Below are 24,233 nucleotides of genomic sequence, written 5' to 3'. Positions count from 1 at the left end.
CGAGGAGACGACAATGGCGGCGCTGTACAGCAGCGCCGCCATTGTTGGGTTCAGCCGGTCAGCCGATGGCAAATGGCCACACCGATCTCATGGGTACCGCGCTGACTGCCCGCGTTTTCGGCCAGATCAGCGGCCACCGCGTCGAACAGTTCCTTGCCAGCTGCGGCCAGGGTCGGGTCCTTCCGGCCCAGCCATTCCAGCATGCGCGCCGTAGTGAACAGCATGGCGGTTGGGTCGGCAAGTCCCTGGCCGGCGATGTCCGGCGCACTGCCGTGGGTTGGTTCGAACATGGAGGGCATGTTCGGGTCGGTCGGATTCAGGTTACACGATGGCGCCACCCCCATGCCCCCGGACAATACCGCGGCGAGGTCGGTCAGTATGTCGCCCTGAAGGTTGCTGGCAACCACCACATCAAACGCCCAGGGGCTCTGCACGAACTTCATGCAGGCGGCGTCCACCAGTTCATGGTGAATCGCCACATCTGGATATTCCTCGCTGATTGCCTCGAACGCCTCAGTGTACATATCGCCCCAGTGCCTGAGAGCGTTGCGCTTGGTGACCAGGCACACCTGGCTCTCACAGGTTCGGCCATCGAGTGTGCGGAAGCTACGTGTCCGACCCTCTTTTACCCGCTCAGAGGCCCGGTTCCTGGCCTGCTCGAAGCCGTAGCGGATAATTCGGTTGGTGGCCTTGCGGGTGAACACTTCCATCTGGGTCGCGACTTCATCCTCGGTCCCTTTGCGCAGGCGTCCACCCTGGCTGACATACTCACCTTCTGAATTCTCACGAATCACCAGCATGTCGATGTCTTTGGCCCGTTCGTCGGCCAGGTACTGCCGCGCGCCGGGCAGCAGTCGGGCAGGGCGTTCGCATACCCATTGGTCAAAACCCTTGCGCATTTCCAGCAGGGGCGCGAGTGAGACGCTGTCCGAGAGCAGGTAACGTTCGGCATCGTCCATGGGGCCCGGATCGCCCAGCGCCCCCAGCAGAATCGCATCGTAAGCCTGGAGTTGCTTGAGGGCATCTTTGGGCATGGATTCGCCGTGTTCCTCGTGCCAGGCATGGGATGGCCAGGGGAATCGGGTCCACTCCACCGCCAGGCCGTGTTTTGCGCGCAGGGTTTCAAGGCAACGGACGGCTTCACCCACTACTTCCGGTCCAATGCCGTCACCGGGGGTGACTGCGATGCGGGTTGTTTCAGCCATTCAGGCGACTCCTTTTTTAATCGACTCGTATGTTCACCAGTCTCCCAGTTTAGACGTCCAAGAGCGGGATGCCACCGGATGGCTGGGAAAGATCGGACGCTGGATTGTCCGGGCTCTGCAAGCGCCGGTGGCTTTGCCGGCACGTTTTTGCTAAAACAACCTAACCTTCGCACGTTTGGGCAGGCTGCGTGAACCAGACCGTGGTCTTATCGGATGGTTCTCATCGGTATCAGACCCGGCATAAACAGGACAGGGTGCTTCTTTGCTGTATCGCATTATTACGTTTATCGGTGGCCTCCTCTTTGTGGTGGCACTGTTTGCTCTGCTGTGGTTTTTCTGCAAGAAATTTCTTGAGCGCCATGGTGTGACCGATCAGGTTCCAGATCGTGCCATGGCGCTCGCCACATGGACCTTTGCAGGTATCAGCGTCGGGCTGGTTTTTGCCGTGGTAGGGGCCTTTGTGCTGGGGCCCTGGGCGTTCTATAGGACGCTGCGCGGGCACGACGTCAACATTTCAGGCGGCGCCGCCATCTGGTGGGGGTTCGCGATCGTCGTTGCTTCGCTGGGCATAACCGCTATTGGGTTTTTTGCGTTTCTGATGTTGGTCGGCGCCTACTGATAGTTTCGGACCTCGCCTCTGACGCGAACCTGTCCCGTAGATACTCTAGGGGGTGTCTCACGGGCGTCTGGGCAAAGCGAGTGACTTGGGTCCGGCATGAATATCCGGTAGCCAATAGCGTGCTGTGCTCCTTCAGTGCGCAGACTTTCGGGCCCCAGGACAAATCGTAGATGGCTTTCGAGTTGCCGAGGTTTCGGGCTTCATGGCCATAAGTTCCAGCCATGCCACAGCAACCGGTTGTTTCAATATTGACCTCTATTCCTAAAGCTTCAAATACGGCCCGCCATTGGTCCATGCTGCCGGTGGCGTTGGTTTTTTCCGAACAGTGGCCCAACAGGGTTATGTGCTCACCAGGAGCCGGCCTGACCGCTGGCACATCGTGGTTAAGTTTTTGGGCGAGGAACTCCTGAAGCAGCATCACGGCAGGAACATCAGTGCCAACGTGTTTCCGGTATTCGGATCGAAAAGCCAGGGTCATCGAGGGGTCGACGCCGATGAGCGGAATGTCGAACTTTGCGAAGGATCTGAGCAAGTCAGTGTGCCTGATCGCGGTTTTACGGAACTGTTTGAGAAAGCCATGAACATGAAGCGGTTTGCCATTCGGGTGGAATGGTAGTAGCCAGATCCGGATGCCAAGGTACTGTAGACATTCAAGGATAGCGGCGAAAGTGTCGGTTTCGAAGAAGCTGGTGAACGCATCCTGAACAATGATCACCGACTCCGCACGTTCACGGTCATCCAGCTCCGCCAGTTCCTTTTTGTTGGCTAACCTTATACCCAGCTCAGCGGCGGCGGCCATCGGTGTTCGCATTGAAAGTTTGGGACTGTCGACCATGCCAATCTTCCGGATCAGCGATCTGGTCGGAGGCCAGCTCATAAGGCCATTGTAGACAGGCCGTATCAGTGGATTGGAAATCCACGGTAGCATCTGTTCGAGCCTCCCGATCAGATGATCCTTGAGCGGTCGTAGGTAGCGGCTGTGGTAAAGGTGCATGAATCTGGCGCGGGCCTCCGGTATGTCCACTTGGACCGGGCACTGGCCAGAGCAGGATTTACAGGACAGGCATCCGTCCATGGCTTGTCGAACTTCGTTGGAAAAGTCGTACTGACCTCGGCTGCGGGCGCGAGTGTTGAGCATCCGCACTGGCAGTGTTCGCAGGGTGGAATGCTTATCCGAGCGGGTAGCCAGCGTCTCGGTATCGAGACCTTGTTCGCCAAGCAATCTCAGCCATTCCCGGATCAACGATGCACGCCCCTTGGGGGAGTGTCGCCGGTCACGAGTGACTTTCCAGGAAGGGCACATCGAATCGTTTGGATCGAAGTTGTAACAGGCGCCATTGCCATTGCAGTTCATGGCGTCGGGCTGATTGCGCCGGCTTTCAGCCGGTATGGTCCGGTCCAATGGGCCTCGTTGCCCGGGTTCATCGAGTCTTACCAGAGGAATTCGGGTATCGGGAGTTGCAATCTTTCCCGGATTTAGCTGGTTATAGGGGTCGAACGCCCTTTTGATCGCTTGTAATTCGGGATATAAATCCCCAAAAAAGCCGGGTACAAACTCAGAGCGGAAGCCCTTGCCATGCTCTCCCCAGAGCAGCCCATGGTATTTCTGCACCAGAATCACCACTTTCTCTGTGATCTTGCGAACCGTGTTAATGGTTTCGGGCTCTTTCAGATCCAGGGCAGGACGAACATGCAGTACGCCGGCATCAACGTGGCCGAACATACCGTAACTCAGGCCCTCCCGATCAAGGATGTCGCGAAAGTCACGGATGAAATCCGCGAGATGTTCCGGAGGCACGGCGGTGTCCTCAACAAAGGCAATGGGGCGGGCTTCTCCGGGTGCCTTGGCCAACAGACCGACCGCGCGTTTACGCATTTTCCAGATCTGGTTAACTGACTGTTCGCCGAATGCAACGGCATACTGGCATGTAGGGTTGCGATCTGGGGCATCAAGCTGGTCGGTCAGAGCTTTCACCGCTTGTCGCACTTGTTGTTCATCAGTGCCGGTGTATTCAACGAGATTCACCCCTTGGGTCACAGCACCCTGAGAGGTTGGGAAGAACGCCGACACGTCCTGCCAGACAATATCAGTCTTCGCCAACTCCAGAATCCGGCTATCGATGGTTTCGATAGAGGAAGGTCTAGCTTCCATCAGCGCCCTGGCATCCCGGAGAGATGCATCGAAACTGTCGTATTGCACCACAACCAGCGCCTGAAACTTGGGAATGGGAACCAGGTTGATTTTAGCCTCGACAATGAACCCCAACGTGCCTTCGGAACCACAAAGAATGTTGTTCGTATTGATGCGACCACACTCATCGCGAAGGTGTGCCAGGTCGTAGCCAGTCAGACAGCGATTGAGTTTTGGGAAGTGTTTTTCGATATCTGGGTGTCTCCGATCCCAGATATCGGCGAGGGTGCGATAGACCTCTCCGACAAGCGAGGGGGTTCCGGCCGCAATTGCTTCCTCTTCCGCGTTGAATGCTTTGGTCTGAATCAAATTTCCGTCCATCAGCACGGTTTCGAGTTCGAGGACGTGATCTCGGGTCTTGCCGTACATCACTGATCCTTGACCGCTAGCGTCAGTATTGATCATTCCTCCAATGGTAGCCCGGTTACTGGTGGATAGTTCCGGTGCGAAAAACAGACCGTGTGTCCGTACTGCAGCATTGAGCTGATCCTTGACCACACCGGCTTCCACCCGGGCCCAGCCCTCTATCGGGTTGATCTCAAGAATCCGGTTCATATGCCGGGACAGATCCACCACAATCCCGTCTGTCAGAGACTGTCCGTTCGTACCAGTGCCGCCGCCCCGAGGGCTAAAGACGATATCCCGCCATTCGGTTTTGGAGGCCAGGGCCGCCAGCTGTCTGACGTCAGCCTTGTCCACCGGGAACACCGCGGCCTGGGGCAAGACCTGGTAAATGGAGTTGTCAGTTGCCAGTACCGTTCGGGTCGCATAATCCGGAGTCATATCACCCTGAAATCCCAACTGCTTCAGAGCGCCCAGGAAATCGAGGTATCGGGCTTGCGTCGGTGTGATGTGTTCAAGTCGCGGTAGCATGGCTGCTTCTGTTTTCCTGTCGGTCACTATGCAAAATGGCTTGGTTTAACGACGTCAGAAGGTCGGTCACTGGACGATCCGGTAAGGTGTTGATGATGTGTTCAAGATGGCGGGCAGATGAGGCCAGGTCAGGCGGAACTAATTCGTAGAATTTGGTGATCAACTCAGTCTTGTCGATTGGATTGCCTGGTGTTCCCCGCGCCTGGAAGCGTTCACTGATCAGTTCCTGACCGTCGGTCAGACGGATGGTGGCTGTGGCATAGCGTTTTGCCGGGAAGTAATTTGAGAGTTCTTCTGATTCACACAGACGGATCTTACCTGCCAGTTGGATAACCTCATTGTTCTCCAGGTCATCGGTAACCGACGTCTGGTCCACCGTGCCTCTGTGAAGTGCACACGCAACAGCCCAGGGCAGACTGTACTGAGCCTCCTCGGTGCTTTGCGGTCGAGTGGTATGGAGACGAACCGCCTGATGGAAACTGGTGATACGGACTTCTTCAATGTTCTGGATATCGGGGATCCGTGGCCGGAGCGACAGCACGGCTTCTACCGCTGGCTGGGCCCAGTAACAGACCGGGTAGCGTTTGAAATAAGTGTCCCGGAAATGCCAGTGGGTGCCCAGGTCACGCCATAGATCAGACTGCTCGAGAAGCAGTGACGGTGATCCGGTGAAACCGGCCCTGGCGAGCAGGGCGGCCGAGATGCCCGTCATGGCACCCCAGCCCGAACCGTCCTTGAGCATGGTTGGGTGATCAATGCAGCGCATCATCGGGCTGCGTGGTCCATAAAATTCAGCCGTGCCCAGTGCCTCGGCCAGTTGTTGAGGCGAAAGCCCGATCGCACGGGCGGCCACGGCCGTGACGCCCAGGCAGTTCCAGGCTCCCGAGGTGTGGTAATCGCAGGCGGAACTGTGGAGGCCGATACCGGCCCTGATCGCGATCTCGTAACCGATAGCCAGTTCGCCAAGGAACTGGCGCCCAGTTAGTTCGAGGCTTTCCGGGAGTGACAGCATGGCTGGCAGTATGGCGACACCGGCGTGGCCCTTGGTCAGCACATGGCCGTCATGGGCATCAAGAGCGTCGATCAGCCAGCCACCATATAAAGCTGCCCCGGCACTGGAGGCGGTGCCTTCCGAGAACAAAAGTGGTTGTTTACCGGGGTACTGATCCAGAACAAACTGCCGGCCGATTCGGGCTAGGGGGGTGCTGGTTGCCGCTGCGGCAACGCCTAGCAGGTCCAGGAGACAGGTCTGGGCCAATTGGTAGATGTCGGATGGCAATGCGTTGGCATCAAGTTCAAGAATCTGTGTCGGTAAAGATAAGTCGGACATGGTAGGCGCTCAGTTTTATTGTGCCTCCATGATTGGCATTCACGTCCGTTCTGACAGTTAATAAAGCGACATCGACTTGTAAGAAACCGACGACTTGAATTCAGCCTGGCTCCCGCCTCTGTCGCTGTTCCCTCGGTGTTAACCCGAAGCCCTTGGCAAAGCATCGGGTAAAGTAGGATGTAGAGTTGAAGCCACAGGCCGTTGCTATCTGGGTAATGCTCATGGTGGATTGAAGAAGCAGATGCCTGGCCCGCTCCAGGCGCAATTGCATGTAGAAGGCATTGGGTGTGGTGTGCATGTGGCTCTGAAATAATCGTTCCATCTGGCGGGTCGAAAGGCCAACCTTATCGCCAATTTCGGTGCAGCTCAGCACGTCTTCGGTATGATTCTGCATGAGCTGGATAACCTTGATCAATCGGGGGTGATTGGTGTTGTGTCGGAACTGAAGCTCCATCCGCTGTTTTTCGTTGGCGGGACGAATCTGGGGATGAATGAACTGTTCGGCGCACCCCATTGCCAGATCTGCCCCGTGCTCCAGTGCAATCTTGTGGCATATCATGTCAAGGCTGGCTAGACCACCAGAACAGGTCATGATGTTGCCGTCAATTTCGTACAGCTCTCCGGTAACGTTGAGTTCGGGAAATTCTTCCTGGAAACTCTCTTTGTTTTCCCAATGGATGGTGCATCGGTGGTGAGAGAGCAACCGTGCCCGGGCCAGCAGAAGTGAGGCTGTGGATGTGGCACCCAAAGCCACCCCCCGCCGAGAGAGCTGGCGTAGCCATTCGAACAGCTTTTTGTCTCGGATCAGGGTGGTTCCGATGCCAGCTACCACGATCATAAGGTCAATGTCGGCGGTTTCATCGAAACGACGATCTGGAGTGATTGGTAGCCCGTTGCTGGCGGCCACGGGCTGGTTGTCCTGGGAAAAAATATGCCACTCATACAGCGCTTTCCCGCTGAGGCGGTTTGCCGCCCGCAGTGGTTCCAGAGCCGCAACGAACGAGAGCATGGAAAATTGCGGCGTGCTGAGAAAACCAATTTTCTGAGTTTGAAGGCTTTTCATTGAGTCGCCTGAACTGAATGTCGTTTTTTTAACCCATGATGGCGTTTTTTTAAATTTTTGTCGATCGGGATTTTCTGATGATGGGAGCCGTAGTCGTAAACAACAACGCCCATTGGCAGGAACCCGACATGATTGAACAAAAAGTGAAATTTCAGAGTGACCAGTTGACCCTCGACGGCGCTTTCTTCACCAATCCCGAGAAAGACGATCAGGATTTGCCCATCGTCATCGTCTGCTCTGGCTTCACCGGACAGAAAAATATTCATCCCGAGCGTTATGCTCGCTTCCTGACCAACAGGGGCTTCACAGTTTTCGGGTTCGACTACCGTGGCTTTGGCGAATCCGAAGGCAAGCGCGAGCGAGTTCTTATCGAAGAGCAGGTTCGTGATATCGCCAATGCGGTGGCGGTGGTTGCCGAGCGCGCTCGGGAAGAAAAACGCAAAGTCGTCCTTGCTGGATGGGGTATGGGTGGCGGCCTGGTGCTGGATGCGTTCCGTATCTGCGAAGATCAGGTAGACGGACTGATCGCCATGAACGGCTTCTTTGATGCGGTGCGCGTGCAGAAAGCACTGCGCGGCGAACTTGGTTGGAAGCAGTTCCGTGCCTTCATGGCAGCCGAACGTGTCCGTCTGGCCAATGGCGGCGAACCAAAAGGTATCGACCCGTTCGAAATCTACCCGCTCGACCCGGTTAGCCGTGAATATGTCTTCACTGAGCTCGTCAAGGCGCCGGGCTATGGCGTAACCTCCACGTTTGATTTCGCGGACTCACTGATCAGCTTCTGCCCGGAAGCGCACCTGGACGATCGGTTTGCGCAGATTCCTTTGTTGATCGCCCACGGCGCAGATAACGATCTGCACCCGGTGACCGAAGCCCGTTCACTGTATGCCCGTTATCCTGGCCCGAAGGAACTGTTCCTACTTGAGGGTGGTGGACACACCGAGTGGATGCTGGACGATGATCCAAAGTTCCAGGCCTTCGCGGGGAAGCTCGCCGATTGGATGACTTCCACGTTTTGATAGCTCTCTTGCGGCGGCCAGTGGCCGCCGCTTCCGCTTTGAGTGACTGAATATGCCTCCCGATATCCCCTCTTGTGAAGCTGCTCGCACCCCGATGCGGAGTCCTGCAGTGGCCCTTCCGGCGAAGAGCTGTGATACCCATGCCCACGTTTTCTCTGGTCATGAGCTCTATCCATTTACGCCTAACCGTACCTATACGCCGCCCGAGGCTACCCTGGAGCAGTATCTGGAGCTTCACCGAACGCTGGGTTTCGAGCGAGGCGTTCTGGTGCAGCCCAGTGTCTACGGCACCGATAACAGCTTGCACCTGAACGCGCTTCATCAACTGAACGCGAATGGACATGATTATCGCGGTGTGTGTGTCGTCGATCCGGAAATCGGAAGTGATGAGCTCCAAGAACTCCACGAAGCAGGGTTTCGTGGTATACGCATGAACCTTCTGTTCCGAGGTGGTCTGCAGTGGAACGATGTGCTGAAGCTGGCGGGCCGCATTGCCGGTCTGGGCTGGCACCTCCAGTTCCTGATCAATGTCGCGGACTGTGACGACATTATGGACCGGGTCGCCGATTTGCCCGTGCCAGTGGTTTTTGACCACATGGGGCATATGCCTACTGCCCTGGGAACTGACAATCCCGGGTTTCGGAAGCTGCTTAAACTGCTTACCGAAAATCGGGCTTGGGTAAAGCTCTCTGGCAGCTATCGGATAACGGTGGAGCAAGCATTCCCTTATCCGGACGTAACCGCTGTGGCCAGTGCGCTGGTGGCCGCCAATGCCGATCGCTGTGTGTGGGGTTCCGACTGGCCTCATCCCCATTTCCAGGGGCAAATGCCGGATGACACTGACCTTCTGGACGACCTTGCTGTATGGGTGCCGGATCCGGACACCCGTCATCGAATCCTGGTGTCCAATCCTTCCCGTTTATACGGCTTTGACGACTGACGCTAACAAGCGGGATTTCCGGGCGGCTACGGCCGCCCTTTTTTCTGGCCTGAGTGCATTAATGATCTTCCAGCAAGCGTCGGATCAGTCGGGTGTTGGAGTCTCGTACCGTGGGCATTTCGAAGCGTGCGCGATCGATGTCCTCCTGGTTCAGTTCCGCTTGAATGATGCATTCGCGGTTGTCTGCGGCTGCCAGAATTTCGCCTTTTGGGCCGAGAATGCAGCTGCCACCCCAGAACCAGAGGTCTTTCTCGTGACCATGGCGATTGGCCATAACTACGGGCGTCCCGTAGATCATCGAGTAAAAACTGACATTGGTTTTCCAGTTGTCCTCATTTGAGAAGTTTTCGCTGACGACACCCGACGCTGAATTAATCGGTGCGAGCATCAGCTCTGGTTGTTTCAGGAAGGCACAATGGGTGAGAGCGGGGTTCCAGAGGTCTGCACAGATCAGGCAGCCCGACTCCCAGTGCCGGCGAATTTCCACGTTGCCGATCTGGCCGCCGGAATGAAACCACTTGCCTTCTTCAAGGCCGCCATAGGTTGGCAGGTTGATTTTGCGATGGACGTGGATAACCTCGCCGTCCCTCAGGTAAGCCATGGCGTTGTAGAGTTCGCCTGCTCTTGCTCGCTCCACAAAGCCGACCACAAGAGTAATATCTCGCGCTTGCCTGGCGAGGCTGAGCAGGGCCGGATCATCGCGGCGCATGGCAACGGTTGGGGCGTCACGGCCCACCTGATAGCCTGTCAGGGATAATTCGGGAAACAGTAACAGTTCCGCGCCATTCAGCCGGGCCTTCTCGGCGTATTCGCGATGCCGTTCGAGATTTGATGCAACATTCAGCAACTCACAGTTGATCTGGGCGACGGCTACATTGAGGTTGGTGATCATGACGGCATTCCGGCAGGTATTTTAACAGGAAAAGCCCTGTGTGCCCGGAAGGGACCACAGGGCTCTGTACCATTGTGGATCAGATCAGGTCGTTTTGCTCCAGGAAGCGACGGGCCACTTTCTCGATGTCCTCTTTCTCGACGTCGATCTGGGCATTCAGGCGAGACATTACTTCATTGTCCAGAAGGCCGGAGAGGACGTTGAGCTGTTCATCCAGACCTGGGTTATTGTCCAGTGTGTCCTGACGAATAACCGGAGTGATGGCGTAGTCCGGGAAGAAGTTCCGGTCATCCTTCAGGAGGACGAAATCAAAGGCGGGGATGCGGCCGTCAGTGGCAAACACGAGCGCCAGATCCACTTCACCTTCTTTCAGTGCGGTGTAGGTCAGGCCAGAGTCCATGCGCTTGATCTGGTTACGTGGCAACTTGAAACCGTAGGCTTTGGCGAATGGGCGGAAGCCATCTTCGCGGGCATACCACTCGGCATTGCTGGCAAGGACGAGCTCCTTGCCGCCGTTCACGGCCGCAGCCATATCGCTCAATGTTTCGATACCCATGGCCTTCGCTTCTGACGCCTGCATTGCCAGTGCGTATGTATTGTTGGCGTCAGATGGGTTAAGCCAGACCAGGCCTTTCTCCATGTCCAGTTCGCGTACCTTTTCATAACCTTCCTGACGTCCGAGCTTTTCTTTAACTTTGTTATAGACGATCAATCCTGTGCCGGTGTATTCCCAGTAGACGTCCACCTGGCCATTCTCCTGGGCGGAACGGACTACGGCGCTTCCCATGCCTGCGCGATTGTCGACGTCATAGCCTTTGCCGCGAAGGTATTGGGCAGTCATGGAAGTTAGCAGTTGCTGTTCGGTGAAGTTCTTGCCACCGACCACGATGGTTTCTGCGGCTGCCACACCACTGAATGTCATGGCGACGGCGAGGGTCGCTACGGAGGCGAGTTTCTTGAGGGTTATCATGTTTCAGTACTCCACGTGATTTCTTGTTTTTTGGCCGCTCCACCCGGAGTGGCCGGTTCGTTACATCGTTAGGCGCGGGATGGATTCACCCCGCGGGGGACCATCAGGTAGGTGCAGGCAGCCACCAGGATGTCCACAGTGATGGCAAGCAACGCGGTCATCAGTGCGCCTGCCAGCATCATTTCGGTGTCAAAGAGGTCGATGCCCGTGAATATCAGCTCGCCCAGACCGCCGCCCCCAATCAGGAAGGCCAGCGGCACGGTGCCCACGTTAATTGCCAGGGCCGTCCGGATTCCGGCAAAAATCACATAGGCAGCGTTAGGAACTTCAACGCTCAGCAGCATCTGGCCGGGCGACATTCCAATGCCCGAAGCAGATTCCTTTAAGTGTGCTGGAACGCCAAGGAGACCTGTATAGGTGTTGCGGACAATCGGTAGCAGGGACGCGATAAACAGCCCGAAAACCGATGGCAAAAATCCGATTCCCAGCAGGCTCATAGACAACGCCAGTATCGCTAGCGTCGGGATCGTGGTGCCTATGTTGAGACCTTGCATCGCCCACTCGGATATTTTTATGAAGCGTGGGCGGCTCAGGAGGATCCCCAGTGGTATACCCACGACAATCGCCAGAGTACCGGAGATAACCGTTAGTTGGATGTGCTGTTTTGTGAGATAGACAATGTCTTCCCAATAGAACAACATGCCGTCGATCAGGCCGGAACGCTGGAGGAATACTCCCAATAGAAGAGCACCAATCAGAACCGGTAACTGAAAGAAACGGGACTGTTTGATTTTTTTCATGTCGCCACCCGCATGTGTTGCAGGTCGTGTCCTTCCACCCGGGATGTCTTGTAAGTGGCACCCAGGTGATGGGTGATCCCCCGTTGGGTCACTGTGCCCATCAGTTTTCCGTGCTCGGAGACACAGGGCAGCCATGTGGCATCATGAGTGAACATTTTTGAGGCGACCGTTCGTAGATCGTCCTCGGGGCGGACGACGGTGCGCAAATTGAAACTGTGCTTGCCGCAGTTTCCATTGGTCGTAGTGGCCACGCTGCGTGATACGTAACCCACCGGCCTTTTATTACCGTCTACCAGAATAATGGCACGTTCGTATCCGGCTGCGTCCATTCTCTGAAGCGCAGTTGCCAGTGAGTCGTCTGCGGTTACAACACTGGACTCGCTCTCCAGCACTTCGGCAACGGTTACCAGTTGTAGGCGCTTTAGTGCTCGATCGCGTCCGACGAAGCCTTTTACAAAATCGTTGATTGGATGGGAGAGCAAGTCATCAGGAGTGTCGTACTGAATCAGCTTGCCGTCTTTGAATATGGCGATGCGATCTGCCATTTTTACGGCCTCATCAATGTCGTGACTCACGAACATGATGGTCTTCTTCAATTCCCTGTGCAGTTTCAGGAACTCATCCTGGATGACTTCCCGGTTTATAGGGTCTATCGCGCCGAAGGGTTCGTCCATTAGCATGACTGGGGGATCTGCTGCCAGTGCGCGAATCACGCCGACTCTCTGTTGTTGGCCGCCGGATAGCTCATTCGGATACCGTTTCAGGAAAATAGCGGGGTCTAGAGCGACCATTTCCAGCAGTTCCGAAGCGCGCTTCAGGTAGCGGCTTTTATCCCAACCGATTAACTTCGGCACGATCGAAATGTTTTCCTCGATGGTCATGTTCGGGAACAGACCAATCTGCTGGATAACGTAGCCGATGTTCCTGCGCAGAGAAACGGTATCCTGATCAGTGGTGTCCTGGCCGTCAATCATGATGCGTCCAGAGGTCGGTGTGATAATCCGGTTTACCATTTTCAAAGTGGTTGTTTTGCCACAACCAGAGGGACCGAGTAGAACGCAGATTTCACCCTGCGGAACCTCCATGTTGATATGGTCGGCGGCAGTCACCACACCGCGCTCGGTGTCAAAGATTTTGGTCAGGTTGTCGAGTGTAATCATAGTCCGCGTCCCGGTTGTTGTTTTCTCGAAAAGTCAGAGGCCCCTTGGGGTCAGTTTGCGCTGCAGTGACAGCAGGGATCGATCTGCGATAATTGCCAACAGGCTGACTGCAATCGCACCGACCACCAACTGGCGGGGGTCACTCTGGGAAATCCCCCGACTGATCAGGACTCCCAGTCCACCGGCACCAATGTAGGCCGCTATGGCCATCACGCCGATGTTCATGACCACGGCGGTTCGTACACCCGCCATGATCACTGGTACAGACAGCGGTATTTCCACCTTGCGCAGTCGCTGGACGTTGGTCATGCCGATACCCCGTGCTGCCTCCCGAAGGCCCGGATTCACGTTGTGAATGGCTGTATAGGTATTACGGATGATCGGGAGCTGAGAATAAAGCAGTACTGCAATAACGGCAGGCAGGTAACCGATACCATGGCCGATGGTGGACAAGATCGGAATCATGATCCCGAACAGAGCAATTGAAGGAATAGTAATCAGAATTGAGGCGACATAAAGCACAACTGTTGCTACTTGTTCGTTCTGGGTTATGGCGATACCAATAGGAACACCCATCAGCGTTGCCAGTCCGACAGCAACGGCCACCAACCCGATGTGCTCCAGGGTAAGCCTTCCCAGCAGGTCCAGGTTGGTCATGATGAAATCAAGGATTTCCACAGCGGAGCCCTCTTATTGTGAGTTGTAATCGGCAGACGCCCACGTTTTCAAACACGTTAAACTAGGCGAGAGTCCCGGATTTTAAAGAAAGCGTCGTTAAAGCGAACAATGGCGACACGGGTGTAGCGACTGACGTCACGATATCAAGTGAAGCTGCTCCCGGAACCAGATTAGAGCCGGCTCCTTTTCATAGGCCTTGTGCCAGTACAGATGCACATCAATCGACGGCAATTCCGTCGGCGGATCCATCAGGGTCAAGCTGGCCCGCTCGGCAATAATCCGGGCGTAGGTTTCGGGCATGGTCAGAAGCAGGTCGGTTTCCTCAGCCACCCGGCAAGCCGCGAAATAATGCTGGCAACGTAAGCGAATATCCCGCTGCACCCCCAGGCGCGAAAGCTCAAAATCCTCAATGCCTGGTCCTTCCGTTCTCGACGACACCAGAACGTGCTTCGCCTTCAGATACTCCTCCATCGTCAACTTGCCCCCGGTTAAAGGATGGTCGCTCCGGGCAACCAGCACTAACCGGTCCCGCCGCAGCAGCTGGTGCGATGTCTGGTTGCTGACCGGCAGCAGCACATCCACTGCAAAATCCAGTTTCCCGGCTGCCAGCTGGGTTTCCATGTCCCGCCGGGGAATCCGTTGACTGACAATCTCCAGCTCGGGGTAGGGCACCAGGCGTTTCATCAACTGCGGTAGAAAGGTGGATTCAAGAATATCCCGCAGCCCCAGCGAGTAGGTTTTGCGCTGGCTGGCGGGATCAAAGGCGTGAAACTGGTTTACCGCGCCCTGTATCTGGTTAAGGCCGGGCCGCATGGACTCCAGGAACCGACGGGCCAGGGGTGTGGGCACCATCTGGTTGCCCTGTCGGGTGAACAGAGGGTCATCGAAATGGTCTCGGAGCCGTGACAGGGAGTGGCTGACCGCCGGCTGGGTCAGGTGCAGGGCCCGGGCCGCGCGGGTGAGGCTGCCTTCGCGGTAGATGGTGTCGAAGACGTGTAGGAGGTTCAGGTCGAGGCGATTCAAGGCCATGTCGAAATCCGTGTCTCTGAATAAGTTTGAGTAATGATAAAGGATAAGAATAATTCAGTCGCGTAATAGTTTGAGCGATCCTAGACTGGCTTCATCGTGATCAATTCAATGCACCAGCCGTCAGGATTTCAGCGAGGATAGGGCGATGGATTTCAATATTTCCGAGAGAGGCCAGGATTATCTCAAGCGCGTGAAGGCGTTTATGGCCGACGAGATTTTTCCCATTGAGGCGCAGTACCACAAGGAGCTGGCGTCCCAGGACAACCGCTGGGTGGTTCTCCCGATCATCAAGGAGTTGAAGGAGAAGGCCAAGGCCCAGGGTCTGTGGAACATGTTCTTCCCGGACGAGAAGCATGGCTGTGGCCTGCTCAACTCCGACTACGCCCTGATTGCTGAGGAAACCGGCCGCAGCTTTATTGCCCCGGAGATCTTCAACTGCAACGCGCCGGATACCGGCAACATGGAAGTGCTGATCCATTACGGGTCCGAGGAACAGAAAGCGGAGTGGCTGCCGCGCCTGATGAGCGGCGAGATTCGGTCAGCGTTCTGTATGACGGAGCCGGCTGTGGCGTCCTCTGATGCCACCAACATGGAAGCCACCGCTGTGGTGGAGGGTGATGAGGTAGTGCTCAACGGCCGTAAGTGGTGGAGCACTGGTATTGGTCACCCGGACTGCAAGGTCGCCATCTTTATGGGCATGACTGACCCGGATGCCCAGAAGCACCGTCGTCACTCCATGGTGCTGGTGCCGCTGGATACACCGGGGGTTCGCATTGAACGTATGCTTCCGGTTTTTGGCGAGTATGATGAACCTTATGGCCATGGTGAGGTGGTGTTCGATAACGTGCGCCTGCCCAAGAGTGCCTTTATTGCCGGCCCAGGTCGTGGTTTTGAGATTGCCCAGGGCCGTTTGGGGCCAGGCCGGGTGCACCACTGCATGCGTGCCATCGGTGCCGCCGAGCGTACGCTGGAGCTGTTGATCAAACGCGCTACCAGCCGTGAGGCGTTTGGCCGGCCGATTGCCAAGCTGGGCGGTAACCCGGACATCATAGCGAATGCCCGTATGTCCATTGAGCAGGCGCGTCTGCTGACTCTGAAATGCGCCTGGGCGCTGGATACCAAGGGTATTGGCGGTGCACTGCAGGAGGTTTCCATGATCAAGGCGGTGATTCCGGCGATGCTGCAGACTATTGTTGATCAGGCTATTCAGATCCACGGTGGCGCCGGTGTCAGCGATGATGATTTCCCGCTGACTCAGTTGTTTGCTTACGCTCGGGTTCTGCGGTTGGCGGATGGGCCGGATGAGGTGCATCGGGCTATGGTGGCTCGTCTTGAGTTGGCTAAATATAAGAATCGGGGTTCCTGAATCTGGGGCGGGAGCTGGCGGGCGGGTATTTCTGAAACCCGCTCAAGCACGTCCATGTGACGCTTGAGCTCCGCCATCCATGGCTCCGCACAGTTTCAGAAATACCCGCCCGCCAGCTCCGTCGATGTTCGGAGTTGGCTTTAGTTTTTTATAACACGTGACGGAAATGACTATGACTCAGAGAATCTTCATCACAGGTGGTGCCAGCGGCCTTGGTCGTGCAATTGCACTGCGCTATGCCAAAGAGGGTGCCAAAGTTTGCATCGGTGATATTAATCCGGAGCAGGGCGCCAGTGTCGAGCAGGAGATCAACAACGCCGGGGGTGAAGGCTACTACGTTGAATGTGACGTTCGGCGCCTGACGGATCTGGAGAAGATCTGTGACGATCTGACCGCTAAATGGGGCGGTGTTGATGTGGTGGTTAACAACGCCGGAGTGGCTTCCGCCGGGTCGATTGAAGACACCACCATGGCGGACTGGGAATGGATTCTGGATATTAACGTGCTGGGCGTGGTTCGTGGCTGCAAGGCCTTTACGCCGCAGTTCAAGAAGCAGGGCTCAGGTGCGTTTGTGAACATCGCGTCTATGGCTGGTCTGATGCTGGCACCGCTGATGGATAGCTACAATGTTTCCAAGGCGGGTGTTATTGCTCTGTCCGAAACCCTGAGCCAGGAGCTGCGGGATGACGGTATCCACGTGAGCTGTGTCTGCCCGGCGTTTTTCCAGACCAATCTGGCCAGCAGCATGCGTTCTGACCTGCCGGGTGTTCAGCAGAATGTGAACAAGCTGATGAAGCGTTCGAACATTACCGCGGACAATGTCGCTGAAGACATCATGCGGTCAGTGAAAGACAAGAGTTTCTGGGTGCTGCCCCACGCCAAAGAGCGCCGGATGTGGATGGTCAAACGGCACGCACCCAAGGCATTTGACTGGTTGATGCATCAGGAAAGCAAGCGCTGGATGAACAAGATGGGCGGCAAGGCCAAAGCCTGAAACGCCAAGCAAGACAAGAGGAGAGTCCTGAATGACCCAGATTGATCAGGCGAAGGATGTCCGCGAGGGCGAAGAGCTGGATGTGGCGGTGGTTGATCGCTTCATGAAGCAGGCGATTCCCGATCTGAGCGGTGAACCTGAAATCCGGCAGTACCCGGGCGGCGCCTCCAACCTGACCTACCAAGTGGATTATGGTGAGCGCTCGTTCGTGCTGCGCCGACCGCCGTTTGGCAAAATCGCCAAGTCCGCACACGACATGCTGCGCGAAGCCAAGGTAATGCAGGCATTGAAGCCGGTTTATCCTTACGTGCCCAATATCATTGCCATTTGCGACGACCACGATGTCCTGGGTTGTGATTTCTACGTGATGGAACGCCTGAAGGGCATCATCCTGCGCCAGGATTTCCCGGACGGTTTCGACCTGAGCGAAGCGGACACCCGCAAGCTGTGTCTGAACGTGATCGACAAGCTGGTGGACCTGCACCGGGTTGATGCCCAGGCAACGGGCCTGGACAAGCTGGGTAAGGGCGCCGGCTACGTGCAGCGTCAGATTGGCGGTTGGAGTGACCGGTTCCGCAAGGCACGCACCGAGGATGTCGGCGATTTTGAAGAAGTCATGGCATGGCTCAACGACAAGATGCCGGACGACATTGCCCAGGTAGTGATTCACAACGATTTTCGGTTCGACAACGTGGTGCTGAACCCAGACAACCCGTTTGAAGTGGTGGGCGTTCTCGATTGGGAAATGGCGACCATCGGCGATCCGCTGATGGACCTGGGCAACAGCCTGGCGTACTGGATTGAAGCCGACGACGAAGGTCCGTTCCAGATGCTGCGTCGCCAGCCTACCCATCGCCCGGGCATGCTGACCCGCAAGGAAGTGGTGGAGTACTACATGGAGAAGTCCGGTTTTCGGGTCGATAACTTCGATTTTTATGAGATCTACGGGCTGTTCCGGCTGGCGGTTATTGTCCAGCAGATTTACTACCGCTTTTACCACGGCCAGACCAAGGACAAGCGCTTTGCGGCATTTGGCCATGCGGCCAATTACCTGGAGAAGCGTTGTCAGCGTCTGATTAAAGAGAGCTTCCTGTAATGGCAACAGTCTATTTGGTACGCCATGGTCAGGCCAGTTTTGGCAAGGCCAACTACGATCAGCTTTCGCCCACAGGTTGGGAGCAGGGAAGGGTGCTGGGGCGCTGGCTGGCCAATCGGTTAACTCCAAGCGCTGTCTTCGGCGGCAATCTGAAGCGTCACCGGGAGACGGTTGAGGCCATTACTACCGGCTTTGGCAGTCAGCTACCTGATATGCAGGTAACCCCGGGCTTTAACGAGTTTGACCATAACGAGGTGGTTACCCGCTATCGGCCCGAGTGGCAGGATCGCGAGGTTATGACCCGTGATCTGAGGGCGTTTCCCAAACCTGCCAAAGCCTTCCAGGAAGCCTTTGTTCAGGCGGTTCGGCGTTGGGCCTCGGGTCAGCATGACAGCGATTATTCGGAAACCTGGCCGGTGTTCAAGGCCCGGGTGCTGCAGGCGTTCGAGGAGATGGTCGAATATGCCGACGGTAGTGACGTTTTAGTAGCGACTTCAGGTGGTCCGATCTCGGTGATCTGCCAGGATTTGCTGGGGCTGGATGATGCCCGGGCACTGGGGCTGAACGAGGTTATTGCCAACACCAGCGTCACCCGGGTGCTTTATTCCGGCCCCCGTCGCAGCCTGTCCGTTTTCAATAACTACAGTCACCTGGAGGCGGAAGACCCCGCCCTGGTGACGTTCCGATAAAAAATTGAGGTAATCGAATGAGCAGCAAAGACCTGTTTGATCTGACCGGTAAGGTAGCCCTGATTACCGGTGCCAGCCGGGGCATTGGTGAAAGCATTGCGCGCACCCTGGCCAACTATGGCGCCCACGTGATTGTCAGCAGTCGCAAGATTGACGGCTGTGAAGCGGTCGCGGCCAGCATTCGCGAGACCGGGGGCAGCGCCGAAGCCTATGCCTGCCATATTGGTGAGATGGATCAGATCGAGGCTATCTGGGGCCACATTGAGAACACTCATGGCAAGCTCGACATTCTGGTGAACAACGCGGCCGCCAACCCTTACTTCGGGCCCATCGAAGATACCGATTTGGGCGCGTTCAACAAGACCGTGGATGTGAACATCCGGGGTTATTTCTTCATGTGTGCCCGGGGCGCGCAGATGATGAAGAAAGCCGGCGGCGGCGCGATCGTGAACGTGGCGTCGGTGAATGGGGTGAATCCCGGTCATTACCAGGGCATTTATTCGGTCACCAAGGCGGCGGTTATCTCCATGACCAAGTCATTCGCCATGGAGCTGGGCCAGCAGAACATTCGTGTGAACGCGTTGTTGCCGGGGCTGACCGACACCAAGTTCGCCAGTGCCCTGACCACCAACGAGGCGATTAAGAAACAGGCCATGGCTCACATCCCTATGAAGCGGGTGGCCGATCCTGACGAGATGGCCGGCACCGTGCTGTACCTGGTGTCTGGTGCGTCAAGCTACACCACGGGTGCCTGCATCAATGCTGACGGTGGTTACCTGACTATCTAAATAGTCAGCTCTCAGCGATTTCGGGGCCGGGCGAGCAGGTCAGGGCCTCGAAATCACGGTTAAGTTCAGCGGCCCGGTTTTTCAGGTGCGCCAGCTGAGCCGTGTCGCCCGCGGCCACCACACCGTGGATCAGGGTGTTCAGGGCGACTCGACTGCGCGCCATCATCGCCTCGTATTCCTCTCCCCGTATCGATGTTGACTCATTAAGCAGTCGTGCAACCTCCTGTTCAAATCCCGGTTCCTGGCGCCGTTCCAGCGCCTCAAGGAAGGTCAACTGCCAGTTGCGTCGACCCTGCAGCCAGATTTCGGTCTGGCGATCGCGTTGCGCAGACCAGCGGGTAACGATGGCTTGCTGGTTGTCATTCAAATCGCCCAGCCAGCGTTCCAATCTTTCCGAGGTGCGCTCGGCCCGGGCTACCGCCGTAGCGGCGGGATCTTCCCCCAGATACTCCTGCTCCAGTTCGCGCTGGCGTTCTGCCATATTCTCGGTCAGCTCGCGCACCTGGGCATCGGTCAGGCTGGTAAGCAGTCGAGTTGCAATCGGGGTCGCCCGGGATAGCAGTGGCGGGAAAAAGCCCAGTAGTTCGTCCTGATGTTGGGAGAGGGCCTCGGGCGTGATGTTTTGCTGGCGGACATCGGTTTCCAGTGTGTTCAGCCACACCTGATATTTAGGCAGTTCCGTGGCGCAGTGCCAGCCCCGAAGCTCGTCCAGGTCCTCATACAGCTGTGTTTTCTGGGCATCAGTCAGGGTTACGTAATCCTCTACCCACCAGACAACACCCCAGTCCGCGTAGCGGTAGGCCATGCGCGTTGAGCTGCAACCGGACAACACGAGTAGTGCGGCGAGCAGCAGTGTGCTCCAGAGAAGGGATTTGTTCGCTGTGACGGTCTGCCTGTTCATGGTTCGTCCAGTGTGGCCAGGGGGAGCGAGTGCTCGGCACGATTACTCGCTCAAAACAGTTGCTAAAAAGAGCGCTCGCAAAAAGACCGCAGGCTTACTAGCATGCTCAGTTCCTATCCTGTCAGTGTACGGTATTCAGTCCAATTCAGATGCGGCTCCAGATCGGTTTGGGGCCCCAACGGGAGATAGTATGAGTAAGCTCAAGCCTGCGCGGGTCCGACAATTGGTTTTCGGTATTTATATGTCCGGCATCATGTCGTTTCTGATGTCCGGCGTTATCACCTGGCTCAATACCGGCATCGATTCCGGATACCCCGCCCGTTGGACCGCAGCCTGGCTGGTTGCATGGGCGGTGGCTTTTCCCCTGGTTACTTTCATCGCGCCGCTGGCGGCGAAATTAACCGAGTTCACCCTCCGGCGCTTTGAGCCCTGACATCTCACCAATGCCTATCTGATCAATTGTCAAAAACTGTTAAACCGTTTCGTTTTGGTGTCCGTAAATCGCCTTGATGCATAGTTCAGGTTTTCAACTACTGCAGATGTGAACCACCGTTTACAGGGTCTTATCTCAGAGATCGAGGACCAACGACAATGAACACCAAATTCACTATCTCATTGGCGACGGTCGGCAGCATTTTGTTGTCCGGCTGTTTCGACAGTGACAGCGACTCAAAAAACACCAGCGTTCGGGTGGTGCACGCATCCTCCGACGCGCCGGCAGTCAATGTCCGGTTCAGTGGTGGTGCCCTGAATACCAATCCGGTAGTGTCGGGCGCTGACTACAAACAGGCGGCGGAGCTGACACCCCGGGCCGGCTCTTCCAGCATTGCCATTGATGGCATCCTGCCGGGCGGAGACACGACCACCGTCATCGAAACGGACGCCTCTTTTCGGTTCGATACCCACTACGATGTGATTGCCGTGGGTAAAGTTGGCGACAGCAGCATCGCTGCTCTCGTCCTGGCCGATAATGGCAATCGTGATTCGGCGACGTCAGTGCGGCTTCGTATTGCCCACCTCTCGCCTGATGCCGAGGCTGCTGCGGCCGGCCCGGTGGATGTGTTTGTGACAGCGGCGGGTGATCCACTGCCGGCGGATGCCACCTTTACCTTCTCATTCCAGGAAAGCGTCGGGCCGCTGGAAGTGCCCGCCGGGGACTATCAAATCCGGGTAACGCCGACAGGCTCTGATACCGTGGTTTACGACAGTGGCACCGTGCCTCTGCCGGCCGGTGCGGATTTGCTGATTGGCGCGGTAGATAACACCGTGTTTGGAGATTCACCAGTCAGTCTGCTGGTTGTGAATGGTGCGGATACGTCTGAGATTCTGGATGTCGGTACTGGCGCAGGAATCCGGGCGGCTCATAATTCAGCCGCTCCAACTCCCAATGTGGACATCTACGTCAACGAGGATCCTGACTTATCGCCGGCGTCCGGGGATGTTGCTTTTGGCGAAACGGTTCCGGCTGGTGCTGTGACCGGCAGTTACGTGGAGCTGGCTACGGGTTCAAATCGTGTCGCGGTGACTGCGGCTGGGGACACCAGCACGGCGGTCATCGATGAAACGCTGGATCTGGCTAACGGCGATCTGCGGACCCTCGTTGCCGCTGGAATACTCGCAGACGGTCTCGACCTGTTTGCGTTCACTGATGACAACCGTCGAATTGTGACAGAGGCCCGCCTGCGCGTGCTGCACGGAGCAGTGGAAGCCCAGAGCGTCGATGTGCTCCTCATCCCGACTGCGGCTGGTGGTGCCGGCTCAACCTTGATCGGGAATGCGTCACCTGCGCTGGATGATTTTCAGTATGGAACCTCTTCGGGGTATGTGAGCGTTGCAGCCGATGACTATGTAATCTTCATCACCTCGGACGATGGCTCAACGGAACTGTATAAGTCTCCGAGCTTGACGTTGTCAGCCGGTGGCGTATATACGGCGTTGGCCCGGCTGGAGGAAAGCATGGCCAGTGTTGCCACAGTTACGCTGCTGGATGATTTCGTAATACCCTAGCCCTGAAAAGCGGGACGACCCCGCCACAAACTAAAAGCCCCGGTTTGACCGGGGCTTTTTTATTGAATTGAGGTTTCCGGCTTACCGGTACCGGACTCGGCCCGAGAGAATGCGGTGCCGGTCGGTGGGCGATAGTGTAGCGAGTAGAGAACCCGGTCCAGAACCGCCTGGCCATTCCAGGCAGGATCGTTGTTGACCATGCCGACCACGGCCCAGGTGGTGTTGTGTTCGTCCCGGGTGAAACCGGCGATGGAGCGGACATCTTCCAGGTAACCGGTTTTGATCCGGCCACTGCCGTCCATGCCGGTGTTGCGCAACCGGCGGGCCATGGTGCCATCCATCGCGATGATGGGCATGGAAGCCATCAGGTCGGCGGAAAACGGACTGTTCCAGGCGTGTTGCAGCAGTTGTGCACCCTGGCGCGCGGTAATGCGGCCATGGCGAGTGAGGCCCGCGCCGTTATCAATCACCATGCCTGCGGTGTTGATGCCTTTCTTCTCCAGCCATTCGTAAATTACCCGAATGCCAGCGACCCGATCATCATCCTCATCGTCCAGCCGGTTTTCGGCTCCGATATTCAGCAGCATCTGGCGCGCCATGACGTTGCTGCTCCATTTGTTGATGTCGCGCACCATGGCGACCAAGTCGGGAGAGGTGGTCTTCATGACCAGACGTGCGTCTTCCGGGGTCTGGCCGGTACCGTCGGCGCCGTTGACTGTAACGCCGGTTTCCGCAAGCATTGATCGGATCAGGCCGGCGCTGTATTGGTCATGGGGCATCAGCGACAGGTAACGAGTGGTTCGGCAGCCCTGGGGCAGGGCACCAGTCACGCGAACGGTCACCTTGTTGTCATCGTGGAAGATGGGTTCCCACTCAAAGCTTCGGCGGCTCGGGCAGGCGCCTTCCGCAGTAGCAGTGACGCGGTTATCAATCACCACATCGGTCAGAGCTGGCACACTCCAGGCCTGGGTGCCACGTTCGTCGGCGCGCACCTGAAAATGCAACAGGTTCAGGTTGGTCAGGAAGGGTGACGGTTCCACCAGAAACGGCGCGTGAGGGTTGTCGCCATTGTCCTCGAATTGAGGGAAACCACCGTCGATTCTGAAATAGTCGCCATCCAGAATCAGATCGCCTTCGATGGTGGTAATGCCCATGCTGCGCAGTTCCCCCAGTGTGCTCCACAGCCGTTCAATGGTGAGCTTCGGATCACCGCCAAAGCGCACGTACAGGTTGCCGTTCAGGGTATCGCCGACCATGTCACCGTCGGTCAGGAAATCGGTGTCCCAGTGGTGACTGGGGCCGAGAATTTCGAGGGCGGCGTAGGTGGTAACCAGTTTCATGATGGAGCCGGGGCTCATCAGCTCGTCAGCATTGATGTACTGCTCAATGCCCGGTCCGTTCAGGGGAATGGCGGCGACACTCAAAGCATTTTCGGCGTCCAGGGACTTGGCGGCGTAGTCGCGAACCTGATTGCTCCAGACCCGGGCCGACGAAAAACCGCCTTCGTCCTTGTCGAGGGCCAACAGGGCAGGGCTGCCGGCCAACGCCAGCGCGGAAACTGCGGCGATGACCGAACGTTTGAGGAACGAGCCCTTGTCTCTTGCCTTGTGAGCGCGCTGCATA

General features: G+C 56.7%; 22 protein-coding genes. 10 read left to right on the top strand and 12 right to left on the bottom strand.

Features of this window, described 5'->3' with window-relative positions; translation table 11 throughout:
• Window positions 1-50 precede the first annotated feature (50 nt).
• A complete protein-coding gene (locus FCS96_RS12750; RefSeq protein WP_138440755.1) occupies window positions 51-1,205 on the bottom strand; it encodes an isocitrate/isopropylmalate dehydrogenase family protein in 1,155 nt (384 codons plus the stop codon).
• Window positions 1,206-1,467: 262 nt separating this feature from the next.
• Here FCS96_RS12750 and FCS96_RS12745 point away from each other — a divergent pair, with 262 nt between their 5' ends.
• Window positions 1,468-1,824 (top strand): hypothetical protein, encoded by a 357-nt coding sequence (locus FCS96_RS12745; RefSeq protein WP_171040780.1) that lies wholly within the window; start codon window positions 1,468-1,470, stop codon window positions 1,822-1,824.
• Here FCS96_RS12745 and ydiJ read toward each other — a convergent pair.
• The 3 genes from ydiJ to FCS96_RS12730 all read right to left on the bottom strand — a co-directional run bounded on the left by ydiJ (window position 1,781) and on the right by FCS96_RS12730 (window position 7,281).
• On the bottom strand, window positions 1,781-4,888 hold the full coding sequence (gene ydiJ / locus FCS96_RS12740; protein ID WP_138440754.1) for a D-2-hydroxyglutarate dehydrogenase YdiJ: 3,108 nt from the start codon (window positions 4,886-4,888) through the stop codon (window positions 1,781-1,783). The genes FCS96_RS12745 and ydiJ overlap by 44 nt on opposite strands.
• Window positions 4,872-6,218, bottom strand: a complete 1,347-nt coding sequence (locus FCS96_RS12735) for an MmgE/PrpD family protein (RefSeq protein ID WP_138440753.1) — start codon at window positions 6,216-6,218, stop codon at window positions 4,872-4,874. Before FCS96_RS12735 ends, ydiJ begins: the two co-directional genes overlap by 17 nt.
• 100 nt (window positions 6,219-6,318) lie before the next feature.
• Window positions 6,319-7,281 (bottom strand): GlxA family transcriptional regulator, encoded by a 963-nt coding sequence (locus FCS96_RS12730; RefSeq protein WP_138440752.1) that lies wholly within the window; start codon window positions 7,279-7,281, stop codon window positions 6,319-6,321.
• A 128-nt stretch (window positions 7,282-7,409) separates the two neighbouring features.
• On the opposite strand from FCS96_RS12730, the gene FCS96_RS12725 reads away from it, so the two are divergent.
• Both FCS96_RS12725 and FCS96_RS12720 read left to right on the top strand, forming a co-directional pair.
• Window positions 7,410-8,300, top strand: coding sequence for an alpha/beta hydrolase (locus FCS96_RS12725; protein WP_138440751.1), 891 nt, complete (start codon window positions 7,410-7,412; stop codon window positions 8,298-8,300).
• A gap of 109 nt (window positions 8,301-8,409) precedes the next feature.
• Window positions 8,410-9,240, top strand: coding sequence for an amidohydrolase family protein (locus FCS96_RS12720; protein ID WP_228264100.1), 831 nt, complete (start codon window positions 8,410-8,412; stop codon window positions 9,238-9,240).
• Window positions 9,241-9,298: 58 nt separating this feature from the next.
• Here FCS96_RS12720 and FCS96_RS12715 read toward each other — a convergent pair whose 3' ends face one another.
• The 6 genes from FCS96_RS12715 to FCS96_RS12690 all read right to left on the bottom strand — a co-directional run bounded on the left by FCS96_RS12715 (window position 9,299) and on the right by FCS96_RS12690 (window position 14,769).
• Window positions 9,299-10,132 (bottom strand): nitrilase-related carbon-nitrogen hydrolase, encoded by an 834-nt coding sequence (locus tag FCS96_RS12715; RefSeq protein WP_138440749.1) that lies wholly within the window; start codon window positions 10,130-10,132, stop codon window positions 9,299-9,301.
• A gap of 79 nt (window positions 10,133-10,211) precedes the next feature.
• Entirely contained in the window at window positions 10,212-11,102 is an 891-nt protein-coding gene (locus FCS96_RS12710) for a glycine betaine ABC transporter substrate-binding protein (protein ID WP_138440748.1), read from the bottom strand.
• A gap of 68 nt (window positions 11,103-11,170) precedes the next feature.
• The gene (locus tag FCS96_RS12705) at window positions 11,171-11,902 is read right to left on the bottom strand and encodes an ABC transporter permease (RefSeq protein WP_138440747.1); all 732 of its coding nucleotides are present in this window, start codon (window positions 11,900-11,902) and stop codon (window positions 11,171-11,173) included.
• Window positions 11,899-13,062, bottom strand: a complete 1,164-nt coding sequence (locus tag FCS96_RS12700; RefSeq protein ID WP_138440746.1) for an ABC transporter ATP-binding protein — start codon at window positions 13,060-13,062, stop codon at window positions 11,899-11,901. The genes FCS96_RS12705 and FCS96_RS12700 overlap by 4 nt, the downstream gene beginning before the upstream one ends.
• Before the next feature lie 33 nt (window positions 13,063-13,095).
• Window positions 13,096-13,719, bottom strand: a complete 624-nt coding sequence (locus tag FCS96_RS12695; RefSeq protein ID WP_282104020.1) for an ABC transporter permease — start codon at window positions 13,717-13,719, stop codon at window positions 13,096-13,098.
• Window positions 13,720-13,875: 156 nt separating this feature from the next.
• Complete coding sequence (locus FCS96_RS12690) at window positions 13,876-14,769, bottom strand: LysR family transcriptional regulator (RefSeq protein ID WP_138440744.1); 894 nt, start codon at window positions 14,767-14,769, stop codon at window positions 13,876-13,878.
• Window positions 14,770-14,914: 145 nt separating this feature from the next.
• On the opposite strand from FCS96_RS12690, the gene FCS96_RS12685 reads away from it, so the two are divergent.
• From FCS96_RS12685 to FCS96_RS12665, 5 genes are all read left to right on the top strand, one after another.
• Window positions 14,915-16,135: an acyl-CoA dehydrogenase family protein gene (locus tag FCS96_RS12685; protein WP_138440743.1), complete on the top strand. Its 1,221-nt coding sequence runs from the start codon at window positions 14,915-14,917 to the stop codon at window positions 16,133-16,135.
• A gap of 172 nt (window positions 16,136-16,307) precedes the next feature.
• Window positions 16,308-17,129, top strand: coding sequence for an SDR family oxidoreductase (locus FCS96_RS12680; protein ID WP_138440742.1), 822 nt, complete (start codon window positions 16,308-16,310; stop codon window positions 17,127-17,129).
• 31 nt (window positions 17,130-17,160) lie between these two features.
• Window positions 17,161-18,225, top strand: a complete 1,065-nt coding sequence (locus FCS96_RS12675) for a phosphotransferase family protein (protein WP_138440741.1) — start codon at window positions 17,161-17,163, stop codon at window positions 18,223-18,225.
• Window positions 18,225-18,914, top strand: a complete 690-nt coding sequence (locus tag FCS96_RS12670) for a histidine phosphatase family protein (protein ID WP_138440740.1) — start codon at window positions 18,225-18,227, stop codon at window positions 18,912-18,914. Before FCS96_RS12675 ends, FCS96_RS12670 begins: the two co-directional genes overlap by 1 nt.
• A gap of 17 nt (window positions 18,915-18,931) precedes the next feature.
• Window positions 18,932-19,702 (top strand): SDR family oxidoreductase, encoded by a 771-nt coding sequence (locus FCS96_RS12665; protein WP_138440739.1) that lies wholly within the window; start codon window positions 18,932-18,934, stop codon window positions 19,700-19,702.
• A 4-nt stretch (window positions 19,703-19,706) separates the two neighbouring features.
• Here FCS96_RS12665 and FCS96_RS12660 read toward each other — a convergent pair whose 3' ends face one another.
• Entirely contained in the window at window positions 19,707-20,603 is an 897-nt protein-coding gene (locus FCS96_RS12660) for a DUF6279 family lipoprotein (protein ID WP_138440738.1), read from the bottom strand.
• Window positions 20,604-20,793: 190 nt separating this feature from the next.
• Between FCS96_RS12660 and FCS96_RS12655 the strand changes: the two genes are divergently transcribed.
• The gene (locus tag FCS96_RS12655) at window positions 20,794-21,036 is read left to right on the top strand and encodes a DUF2798 domain-containing protein (protein ID WP_138440737.1); all 243 of its coding nucleotides are present in this window, start codon (window positions 20,794-20,796) and stop codon (window positions 21,034-21,036) included.
• 158 nt (window positions 21,037-21,194) lie between these two features.
• On the top strand, window positions 21,195-22,610 hold the full coding sequence (locus FCS96_RS12650) for a DUF4397 domain-containing protein (RefSeq protein ID WP_138440736.1): 1,416 nt from the start codon (window positions 21,195-21,197) through the stop codon (window positions 22,608-22,610).
• A gap of 59 nt (window positions 22,611-22,669) precedes the next feature.
• On the opposite strand, the gene dacB is transcribed toward FCS96_RS12650, so the two are convergent.
• Complete coding sequence (gene dacB, locus FCS96_RS12645) at window positions 22,670-24,232, bottom strand: D-alanyl-D-alanine carboxypeptidase/D-alanyl-D-alanine endopeptidase (protein WP_138440735.1); 1,563 nt, start codon at window positions 24,230-24,232, stop codon at window positions 22,670-22,672.
• Window position 24,233 lies beyond the last annotated feature (1 nt).

It is taken from the genome of Marinobacter alexandrii, assembly GCF_005871205.1.
In the GTDB taxonomy this organism is placed as follows: Bacteria; Pseudomonadota; Gammaproteobacteria; order Pseudomonadales; family Oleiphilaceae; genus Marinobacter; species Marinobacter alexandrii.
Note: the sequence above shows the minus strand (reverse complement) of the source record. Positions and strands in the feature narration are given on the sequence as shown.